9 protein-coding genes are annotated in these 10311 nt (G+C 65.1%); 7 read left to right on the forward strand and 2 right to left on the reverse strand.

The features are described 5' to 3' along the window. Positions 1-121: 121 nt before the first annotated feature. From ACFU4Z_RS28735 to ACFU4Z_RS28750, 4 genes are all read left to right on the forward strand, one after another. Positions 122-595, forward strand: a complete 474-nt coding sequence (locus ACFU4Z_RS28735) for a hypothetical protein (RefSeq protein ID WP_379068826.1) — start codon at positions 122-124, stop codon at positions 593-595. Between the two features lie 61 nt (positions 596-656). Next, the gene (locus ACFU4Z_RS28740) at positions 657-1334 is read left to right on the forward strand and encodes a hypothetical protein (protein ID WP_379068829.1); all 678 of its coding nucleotides are present in this window, start codon (positions 657-659) and stop codon (positions 1332-1334) included. Positions 1335-1530: 196 nt separating this feature from the next. Next, a complete protein-coding gene (locus tag ACFU4Z_RS28745; RefSeq protein WP_379068832.1) occupies positions 1531-2286 on the forward strand; it encodes a DUF6882 domain-containing protein in 756 nt (251 codons plus the stop codon). 84 nt (positions 2287-2370) lie between these two features. Beyond that, entirely contained in the window at positions 2371-3228 is an 858-nt protein-coding gene (locus tag ACFU4Z_RS28750) for a serine/threonine-protein kinase (protein ID WP_379068835.1), read from the forward strand. 197 nt (positions 3229-3425) lie between these two features. On the opposite strand, the gene ACFU4Z_RS28755 is transcribed toward ACFU4Z_RS28750, so the two are convergent. Together ACFU4Z_RS28755 and ACFU4Z_RS28760 are read right to left on the reverse strand one after the other, a co-directional pair. Then, complete coding sequence (locus ACFU4Z_RS28755; RefSeq protein ID WP_379068838.1) at positions 3426-4613, reverse strand: hypothetical protein; 1188 nt, start codon at positions 4611-4613, stop codon at positions 3426-3428. A 215-nt stretch (positions 4614-4828) separates the two neighbouring features. Further along, positions 4829-6091 (reverse strand): HEAT repeat domain-containing protein, encoded by a 1263-nt coding sequence (locus tag ACFU4Z_RS28760; protein ID WP_379068841.1) that lies wholly within the window; start codon positions 6089-6091, stop codon positions 4829-4831. A gap of 462 nt (positions 6092-6553) precedes the next feature. On the opposite strand from ACFU4Z_RS28760, the gene ACFU4Z_RS28765 reads away from it, so the two are divergent. The 3 genes from ACFU4Z_RS28765 to ACFU4Z_RS28775 form a co-directional block, all read left to right on the forward strand. After that, positions 6554-7486 carry a family 2A encapsulin nanocompartment shell protein gene (locus ACFU4Z_RS28765; RefSeq protein ID WP_379068844.1) on the forward strand — a complete coding sequence of 311 codons (933 nt, stop codon included), beginning with the start codon at positions 6554-6556 and terminating at the stop codon, positions 7484-7486. Then, entirely contained in the window at positions 7458-9395 is a 1938-nt protein-coding gene (locus ACFU4Z_RS28770) for a family 2A encapsulin nanocompartment cargo protein cysteine desulfurase (protein WP_379068847.1), read from the forward strand. Before ACFU4Z_RS28765 ends, ACFU4Z_RS28770 begins: the two co-directional genes overlap by 29 nt. A gap of 238 nt (positions 9396-9633) precedes the next feature. Next, on the forward strand, positions 9634-10311 hold a 678-nt coding region (locus ACFU4Z_RS28775), incomplete at its 3' end, for a beta-ketoacyl synthase N-terminal-like domain-containing protein (protein WP_379068850.1).

Consider the following 10311-nt stretch of genomic DNA (forward strand, 5'->3'; position numbering starts at 1 on the left):
TCACCTCTCCACCACCACCCCAACACACACACCCCCCACCCCTATTCATCATCCACCCCGCCCGCCCCCCCCCCCCCCCCCCCCCGCCCCCCCCCCCCCCGCGACGGGCGTCACCGCCGGTATGGCTGCGGCCGCACCCGCCGAGTCTCCCGCACCGGTGGCAGCGCCCTCCTTCGGCGACGAGAACACCGGTGTCCTTGCCGCCGTGCACGGTACGGAGCACGTGACGCCGAATACCGGCGGATTGGATCGGAATGCGGAAATCGACAAGGCGGTCGAGACAGTCACCGAGGCGTTCAACCACGCCAGCGCGGACGGCCGCATGGTCGGCACGGTCGCGGGCGTCGTCGTCGGCTGCCCGCTCGGCGCGGTAACCGGCGGCACGCTGACCGTGCTCACCACGGCCGGCGTGCTGACTCCGATCGGTGTGGTCGGCGGTTGCATCCTCGGCGGCCTCACCCTCGGCGGCCTCGGCGGCACCATCGGCGCCGCGATCACCGGTTTGCCCGCGCTTGCCGCCACCGCGAACGAGCAGTACAACGCGCTGCATGCCAAGGGGTTCGTCGCCGCGCCGATCGATACCCCCGCTCCATAGTCCTCGGCCTGCCGCCGACGGCGGTACGGCTTCCGCACCACAGCTGGAAACGAGCATTGTCATGAAATACCCCACTCGGGCAGCCACAGTCACCGCACTGACCGCCGTCGCCGTCGCGATCGCGGCGGGCACCGCAGGCGCCGATCCGGCGCAGGCACCCGACGCCGACACGGTCTCCGTCGAGGTCATGCCCGGTGTCGAATTCACCGGAGCGGCGTCGGACAATTCATCCGTCCTCAACACGCCGATCGGGTCGGTCACGATGCGCGATGGTCAAGTCGCGGTACAGGATGCGGCCCAGCGGCCGCTCCTCGGCGCACCGCTGGACACCGCTGCAGGTAGTCCGGCCGAATCGATGACGATACCGGCCGCACCCATCGCGACCGGTCAGGGCGACCTCCTCGCCGACCTGCATCAGGCGTGGCACCAGGCAGGTCCGTACACCGGGCTCGCAGCCGGTATCGGCGGCACCGCAGGCGCTTTCGCGGGCATGGTCGTCGGCTGCCCGATCGGCGCGGTCACCCTCGGCAGCATGGCCACCGTCATGTCGGCGGCTGTACTGACCGTGCCTGCCATGATCGGCGGCTGTCTGGCAGGCGCAGGCACCACCGCCGCGTTCGGCGGCATGGTCGGTAGCGTCGCCGTCGGTGTGCCGGTGGGCATCGCCGTGGCCGTCGACAAGTACAACCAGATCCAGGCCAAGCGCGCCAACGGAACCGACGCGCCGCCGCAGCTCTGACGACGCCCAGGGCGCTGGTGCGGTCATCACCCGATGACCGCACCAGCGTGCGTATCCGCCAGCGCTGTCTCAGCACCGCCCCTCCAGTTCCCGGCCGCATCGGTCGCGCTCCACTAGGCGCGATACATCGACGCGGCACGCCACCAACCCCGGTCAGCACCGGAGACCGGGACGCGCGTTGACTACGCTGTTGCGAATGCCCGAATCTGTGCCTTTGACGAGGCTCCTCGACGACGCGGGGCTGCTGTCGCTCGAGCACCGGCTCCACCTCGAAGATGTGCTCGGCGCACACGTGTGGGAAGCCGATCTCGAGGGACGCCGACTCGAATTCATCGGCGAACAGCAGTCATTCGAATGCACGGACGTCCACCTGCTCGGCACCGCCGACGCCGAGACGTGGTTGTGGGGATGGGCAAATCCTTGGGGCTATCCGCCGTCACTGATCGAGGCGGCGGCGACGGTGCGCGAGTTCGGCTTCCAGTACGGGGTCGCCGAATTGTGCGCGGCGGAAATGCCGATCGCCCTCCCTGGTGCGGCACCGGAGCCGCACCAGGTGGCCACGCTCCTTGCGGACGCCGCGAAGATCGTCTGTGGGCGCTGGAGCTCCTACTGCGGTGTCACCGACGGCACCTATGTCGCGTTTCTCGTCGAACATCCGGCGTTCCTGCTGCCGCCGCCCACCGCGTCCAGCCTCGCGCGCGTGATGGCACACGGCGTCCGCGCACTGCCGCTGACAGATCATCGACGCGCCGCGCACAGCTACCTGACCCGACGCGGCCTGCGCACCGCATTCCTCGACGACTACGGGTTGCTCGAATTCAGCGGCCACGGTGTCGAGGGTGACATCGAATTCGATGCTTCCGGCCATATCGCAAACCTCGATGTCCGAATGGTCACCGATCGCATCCCACTGCCATCCGGGTCGAACGCGCAGTCGGCCCACACCCACTAGATTCGTCTGCTCCGAGGTGACGAACCGACCGCCACCTCGACCCGCAGGCCGTGCAATTCCGGCAGTCCGTTCTAGGCTGTGACGGTGTCGCTTCAGCCAGGTGCCCAGTTCGCGGGCTATATCGTTCGCGCGCCGCTCGGCAGGGGCGGCAGCAGCGATGTGTATCTCGTCGACGATCCAGCGCGCTCGGGTCGGGCGGTGCTGAAGATCCTCGACCACCCGACCACCGACTTGTCCAGTGCGCGAAAACAATTCCGCCATGAGTTCGATATCGCCAGCACGCTGCATCACCCCAATGTCGTGGAGATGCTCGAGTGTGGGGAGTTCCGGGATCAGCCGTGGATGACCTACACCTATCGCGAAGGCGAGCCCGGTTCCGGACTGCTTCCGCGGCGGCACGAAGAGATCGACCTGGCACGAATGCTTCCGGCCATGGCCGGGATCGCCGCGGGATTGGACTACATTCATCAGCACAACGTGGTGCACCTCGACGTCAAACCGCACAACATGCTCATCGGCCCGCAGGGCACGGCGGCGGTGCTGACCGATTTCGGGATCGCGCACCGCCTCAGTGACGATTCGCCGCTCGCCAGCCCCGATGGGCTGGTGCCCGTGTCACTTCCGTACGCCGCACCGGAAGTGCTGCGCGGCAAGCCGGTCTCCCCCGCGACAGACCAATATTCGCTGGCCTGTGCGGTGGTCGAGTTCTTCACCGGCCGCCCGCCCTTCCCACTACCGACTCAGTTCGCGATCGCCGATGCGCATCTGTGGGCCATTCCTCCGGACGTGTCGTGGCGACGCCGGTGGATCCCGCACGCGGTCGACTCGATACTGAGCAAGGCACTGGCGAAAGATCCCGACGCACGGTACGACTCGTGCGCGGAACCGATCCGCCTGATCACTCGGGTATTGCGTGGCATGGAACCGCCGAAACGCCAGTGACGTAAGCAGTTCCCCTATTCGGCCGATGTCGCTGACGGCGACTGTCGCTGAGGAAAGGGCAGCTCAATTGGAAGCCGGAGAAGCCCGATAGGACCGACATGATCCAAAGTTCCGGTATTTCCACCGCGCCGTGCGAGGGCAGTCGACTCCGGGCCGAGCCGAGGCCTCGGACGAATAGGCCAACCACTGTGGCAGCCTCAGGCCCACGGCGGCCGATGGAAACCTGGTGATGCCGCAGTGATACACAGCGCGCCGACGCCCTGATCGGACACGGTGAACTCGTACCAATCAGGAGTACGCGCATGGCCGACGATTCCGGAGTCGCCGTCGGTGGTGTGGACATTCCAGCCGCGCTTGCGCCATTCCGCTATCACCATGTCGAGGTAGGCGGAGGTCGCGTTCGGAGGCACACCCGCGAGCCAGTAACGCACATCGAGGCGGTCGACCTGGTAGACGTTTCCGGCATCATCGTCGAAGGGCAGGATCAGTTCGCCGTCCATGCCGTGCTGGGGACGCAGGCTCGGCGCGCCCGGCAGAGCATCGAGCAGGTCGGCGAGGTAGTCACGAATCTGCTCACGCGCGGTCGACTCGTCCAGCGAGCGATTCCACACGACCGCCCTAGCCACCGGTTCCAATATCGGGAGTAGGCCATCATGAGCAGTGATCTCGGCCGATTGCGGGAGCTTGTCGCGACTGAGCACGAACCCCTTGCTCATGAAGGTATCGAAGGTCGAATCGAAGGGCTGCGGGCTATCGATATTCCCGCCGAGCTCAAAGCCGATCGTGCCCGCAGGCAGGTCCGGCGATACGCAATAACGGATACCGCTGATGGCATCGGCGACGACCACAACCCGGTTCGGCGAGATCTCGATGCTGGCATCCCAGTTGTGGACCACCGCCTCGCCGACGCCGAGATCGGTGTAGGTAATCATGTCGCGTGGGCGCGACGGACCGAACGATTCGCCCTCCGGGGCTGTGAATCCAGCGTGGACAGTGCGCAGAAATGCGCGCAACGGCTCCGGCAGACAGTCGAAGAACGGTGGCTCGTCTGCACCGAATGTGCTCGGATCCCAACCGATCCGGATAGCCGGTGGCTGGTAGTCCCGCCGCAGGATGTAGAGCAGTACCCAATCGCCGCGCAGCAGCGCTACTCGAACGTCGCCGAGGTACTCATCCAGCACGGCGGCAAACCGCGGCAGCACGTTGAGAAAGTCCAGGTTCCATAGCGCGAGTGCGAGTTCCCGGCGCTCCTGCGGCCGCGTGGCCCGCGCGATCGCCTGCCACCGAGCAGGCACATGCGCGGCGGCAGGAGAACCTGGCTCGACGACATCGGCGACGACTGGTCGTAATGCATCGATGACCTCGTCGAGGCCGATCTCCTCCATACGATTACGTCCTTAGGTGCGTGCGGCAGAACGTGGCAGCGTACTTCGACGTTCACCCACGTCCGCCTCCACAGCTGGGAACTCCGCCCGCACACTCAGCGCAGCGTGCCGGAGGGCCGGCGCGAGTCAAATCCCTCTGTTCCCATGGAAAGACACCTGGCAAGCATTCCTGGCGCATCCGAATCGCTCCAGCACGAGCTGACCAGAGGTCAGCGTCAGCTGGACCGAGTGGTCGACGGGGTATCGGTCCACGCGGAGATGACGCGACGCAGGTTGACCAGGACATAGGTATCGGTTTCGGACCGGATCATGTGTTGCAGGATCGGGAGTAATACCCGCTCGTCGCGTCTCTCCGCCGTCTGGATCGCTGTGCGGCGTACGTTCGGTTGTTCGTCGCCGAGAGCACGTGTGATCAGATCCGTTGCGTCACCGCGCGCTTTGGCAAGGTAGTGCAAGGCTGATACACGGGTGCTCGGATCAGGTCGTGCGGCCAACGGGGCAAGGTCCGCGACCGTGATGTCCCCGCTGTCGGCCAATGCCCACATCGCTTGCCATGCCACCTCCCGGTCGTGGTCTTCGAGGAGTGCACGGGCTCGCTCGGTGTGATCGGTTGTCCTCGAGACTCGCAACACGCGGATGGCTTGAGCGCGGACCGAGGCTTCCGGATCGTTCAACGCCACTCGTGCGGCAGCAGTGATCGGGATCTCCGATCTCCAGCCGCACTCCAGAACGGTGGCCCGCACCAGTGCTGAGGGATCTGTGACCGCAGTCGCGAAGGCCCGCACTGCTGCCGGAGAGAGCTGGGGGAGACATCGCAGCGAGGTGGCGGCGCGGGCGCGTCGCTCGGCTGATGGATCGGCGGCCAGGATATCGAGCAGTGTGGCTTCGTCCCCGGGGAGCTTGCATCCGAACTCCCCGACGTCGTAGCCGGCGAGCAGTTCATCCAGCCACCGCTCGTACCATGTCAAGAAGTCAGGATCTTCCAGCACATACGGCGCCGGGACACCGTTGTAATCGATGGCAACCAGTCGACCGCGCCCAGGTCCGGATATCACGAGCTGGGTATGGCCGGTGCAGCCGTGATGAACGATCGACAGCGTTCCCTGTAACGGGTCCGGGCGGTCCTGTGATTCCACGAACCGGTCCCACCAGTCATCGGCGTACACAATTCCGGGCACGAACGGGCTCGGCTCGGCGAAGTGTCCGGCGAAGGAGTCCGCCGCCGTATCGTATGCCTCGGCCAATGGGACCAACCCGTAGCTCGGCCCGGCACCGCCATCGGCAACCTCGAGCAGGAACCGACGATAGCCTTCTGGTAGCACAACACCATGTTCGGTTTCGAACCCCGCGACGGTCGACTCCGACAGCGGTGGGTTCATCCGGAACCCATGCGTGCGTGCACCGAAGGATTCCAGCAGTCCCGGGTCTGCTGCTGCCTGCGTGAGTTTGTCCGCGATCCGCGACAGCTGTGCGTCCACTGTGTCTGTTCCAACTCTTCCTTCTGCATCAGCTGCTCCAATGCACACGCGGGCATATGCCATCCCTCGTGACGTCAGCATCCGATCGGCGATCAACTCTGCCAATGTATACGCAGCCATGGACAGGTCGACGGCATCGCGCTCACGCCGATCCCGCAAACCCCCGCCGCCGGCTCTCTCGCGCCGATACCCAGACCTCGCCAGGTTTCGCCCGTGAAATCCGCTGCGGCACAACTGAAGACCTGGCGCGTGCTCTGGTCGAGGTGGCCGCTACCGCTCACCGCCTGACGCGTTCGCCACCATGTTGCTTGCTATTGGGATGCACTACTTCAGCACCGCCTGAAATTGACCGGACGAGTCGGGACACGACCGCGACAACTCGCGTTATCGAGGGATTTCGCGGAACCAGCGCTAGCATGGGCGAGCTGGTAACGGTCGATTTGCCGATCCCGAGGTGGTTCGATGACAAGTACTGTTCCACAGCCTGTGGCGCTGGGTGATGATGCCGCCCGGACACTTGCGAACGCGACGAAAACCGTCCCGCAGATGGAGTCGATCACCCCTCGGTGGCTGGTTCATCTGCTCAATTGGATCCCGGTCGAGGCCGGTATCTACCGGCGCAACCGGGTAACGCATGAGCAGACTGTCGATATTCAGTGCGACAATTTCGACGAGTCCCCGCTGCCGGAAACCTTCATCGACTACGAGAAGGAACCGCGCGAGTACCGACTGAAGGCAGTGCACACGATTCTCGACGTGCACACCCGCGTCTCGGATCTGTACTCGAGCCCGCACGATCAGATATCCCAGCAGTTGCGCTTGACGATCGAAGCGATCAAAGAGCATCAAGAAGGCGAGCTGATCAACAGTCCCGACTACGGGCTGATCGCGAATGCCGCCAAGAAACAGCGGATCCCGACGGTCGCCGGACCCCCCACCCCGGATGATCTCGACAATTTGATCGCGCGCGCGTGGAAGGAACCCGGTTTCTTCCTGACGCACCCGGAAGGGATCGCGGCGTTCGGGCGAGAATGCACCCGACGTGGTGTGCCGCCGCCGACGGTAAGCATGTTCGGTTCACAGTTCCTGACCTGGCGTGGGATTCCGATCGTCCCGTCCGACAAGGTCGCGGTCGAGAAGGGCAAGACGAAATTCCTGCTGATTCGGACCGGTGAGACCAGGCAGGGCGTGGTCGGGCTGTACCAGCCGGGGCTGGCAGGCGAACAGGGACCGGGGCTTTCGGTGAAGTTCATGGGTGTCGATCGCAGTGCGATCGCGTCGTATCTGGTGTCGCTGTATTGCTCGCTGGCGATCCTGACCGACGATGCCGTCGCAGTGCTAGAGGGAGCCGAGGTGGACAAGTTCCATGACTACGCCCCGTCCTACCGGAGCTGAGCCGCCGGTTCCGCCGCACTCGGCGGATACCGTTGCGGCACCGGCGAGTTCGCTGCTGCCGGACGAAGCCACGTTGAACCGTCTCGCCGCGGAGTTCTTCTCGGCGCTGCCTTCGGCGGCGCGTGGGACCGAGTTCCCGGGCATCGCGTCGCCAGGCGTCGCCTCCCACGGTTTCGCGTCCCCGGGCATCGCGACGCTCGGTGTCGCGGAACCAGGAATGACGCCGCCGAGCGCCTCCGTTCCAGCCACACCCACACCACCTGCGGCCGGCCGCTCGGCATCCGGTTCAGCCGAAGGTGGTACCTCGGCCGCCAGTCCGTGGGCGGCCAGTCCGTCGGCAACCGATCGGCGGGCACCAGGTCCATCCCACTCGCCCCCACAGGGCGTCCCGCCCGGTGGACCCACCCCGGAGCCGACGGTGCCTTCCTGGCAGACGCAGGCGCCTGCCGCCGATCCGGCGGGCCAACCGCCGACCTCGGCACTGACCGGTGCAGACGTATACACCGACCAGTTCTTCCCCGACTTGCCCACGCTGAGCAATTCACCCACGCTGCCACCGCCGACTGGTCCCGCACTGTCGGCCGATCCGAGCTTCTATTTCCTCGATCGGCCAGAAATTGCTGCACCACAGGCTAATTCACAGTTCTACTTCCTCGACGAAGGTCGCAGGGTGTCGCCCGACCGGCACCCACCCTTCGACGTGTACGCGGTGCGCAACGACTTTCCGATTCTGCGTGAACGGGTGAACGGACAGCCGCTCGTCTGGTTCGACAATGCCGCCACCACGCAGAAACCACGATCGGTCATCGAGCGGCTCACGTACTTCTACGAGCACGAGAACTCGAATATCCATCGCGCCGCACACGAACTGGCCGCCCGCTCGACCGACGCCTACGAGCAGGCCCGCGACATCGTGGCCCGTTTTCTCGGCGCATCCTCCGCGGAGGAGATCATCTTCGTCCGCGGCGCCACCGAGGGCATCAATCTGGTCGCACAAACATGGGGCCGCAAGAATATTCGCGAGGGCGACGAGATCGTCATCTCACACCTCGAGCACCACGCGAATATCGTGCCCTGGCAGATGCTCGCCGGCGAGACAGGTGCGTTACTGAAGGTCATCCCGGTCGACGACAGCGGGCAGCTGCTGCTGGACGAGTACACCCGACTGCTCTCCGATCGCACGAAACTTGTCTCGGTAGCGCATGTTTCGAATGCGCTCGGCACGATCACGCCAGTTCACGAGATTGTCGCGGCCGCGCACCGAGCCGGTGCCGTCGCGGTCGTCGACGGAGCGCAATCGGTGCCGCACACCAGGATCGATGTGCAATCGATCGGCGCCGACTTCTTCGTGTTCTCCGGCCATAAGCTTTTCGGCCCCACCGGTATCGGCGTGGTGTACGGCACTTCTTCGGTGCTACAGGATCTTCCGCCATGGCAGGGCGGCGGCAACATGATCAGTGACGTCACCCTGGAACGTTCCCTCTTTCAACCGCCCCCTGGCCGATTCGAGGCAGGCACCGGAAACATCGCCGACGCGGTCGGGCTCGGCACGGCAATCGAGTATGTCGAAGGCATCGGCATCGACAATATCGCCCGGTACGAACACGATCTTCTCACCTATGCGACACCCCGCGTCGCCGCGGTGCCGGGCGTTCGCTTGGTCGGGACCGCCGTCGAAAAGGCCAGTGTGCTGTCGTTCGTCATGGACGGATATCAACCAGTCGAGGTGGGAAAAGCATTGAACGAGAAGGGTATCGCGGTGCGTGCCGGGCATCATTGCGCTCAGCCCATACTTCGGCGCTTCGGACTGGACGCGACCGTCCGCCCCTCGTTCACGTTCTACAACACCTGCGAGGAAGTCGACCGCATGGTGGCCGTCCTCGAACAGCTGGCCCGCGCACGTCGCTGAAGTGCCGCGGACGCTCCGCGGTGACACGCTCGTCGATGACTATTCGGTGGTTCCCGCAAACCCGGGACGGGATCGCCCGTTGCCGACGATGCTTGTCGGCAACGGTGTCCCACCGCTCGGGTCCATCGCCATACGTACCGAGTTCTGTCCACGACGCATCGTGTGGCCCGGGGTGGGGTCGCCTGCCGTCGGCTTCGCCGCGGCACGGATCTACAACGATGCAGTGTAGGAGCTGACCGTGAGCAATCCCTTCGCCGCCGATGGGCGATTCCCCGACGTGGTGGTCACCGGTCTGGCTACATCGACATCGCTCGCCGGTGATGCCGATGCGACGTGGAAGGCCCTCCTCAACGGCGAGAGCGGTATCGACGTTCTCGAGGACTCCTTCGTCGAGGAATACGACCTTCCGGTCCGCATCGGCGGTCACCTGAAGGTCCGGCCCGAGACCCTGCTGACCCGAGTCGAATGCCGGCGCATGGCCTACGTCGAGCAGCTCGCGACCGTTCTCGGTCGCGAAGTCTGGCGCGACGCGGGCAGCCCGGAAGTGGATCTCAACAGGCTCGCCATCGCCATCGGCACCGGACTCGGTGGCGCGGACGCGCTGATCGACGCGGACACCAAACTCAAAAATGGCGGATACCGCAACATCTCACCGCTGGCCGTGCAGATGATGATGCCGAATGGTCCGTCGGCTGTTGTGGGTCTCGAATTGAAGGCCAGGGCAGGAGTGGTCACTCCGGTCTCGGCATGCTCCTCCGGCTCCGAGGCTATTGCCAACGCATGGCGCATGATCGTCATGGGTGACGCGGATATCGTCGTCGCCGGTGGCGTCGAAGGGTTCATCGACGCGGTGCCGATCGCGGCGTTCACGATGATGCGTGCGATGAGTACTCGTAACGATGACCCGAAGGGTGCG

Source organism: Nocardia sp. NPDC057440 (genome assembly GCF_042802915.1).
GTDB lineage: Bacteria > Actinomycetota > Actinomycetes > Mycobacteriales > Mycobacteriaceae > Nocardia.

What these genes read in the sequence shown, in the direction of transcription:
- ACFU4Z_RS28770 (WP_379068847.1), top strand. Translation starts at nt 7,458, where the DNA reads ATGACTACGCCCCGTCCTACCGGAGCTGAGCCGCCGGTTCCGCCGCAC.
- ACFU4Z_RS28765 (WP_379068844.1), top strand. Translation starts at nt 6,554, where the DNA reads ATGACAAGTACTGTTCCACAGCCTGTGGCGCTGGGTGATGATGCCGCC.
- ACFU4Z_RS28755 (WP_379068838.1), bottom strand. Translation starts at nt 4,613, where the DNA reads ATGGAGGAGATCGGCCTCGACGAGGTCATCGATGCATTACGACCAGTC.
- ACFU4Z_RS28740 (WP_379068829.1), top strand. Translation starts at nt 657, where the DNA reads ATGAAATACCCCACTCGGGCAGCCACAGTCACCGCACTGACCGCCGTC.
- ACFU4Z_RS28735 (WP_379068826.1), top strand. Translation starts at nt 122, where the DNA reads ATGGCTGCGGCCGCACCCGCCGAGTCTCCCGCACCGGTGGCAGCGCCC.
- ACFU4Z_RS28745 (WP_379068832.1), top strand. Translation starts at nt 1,531, where the DNA reads ATGCCCGAATCTGTGCCTTTGACGAGGCTCCTCGACGACGCGGGGCTG.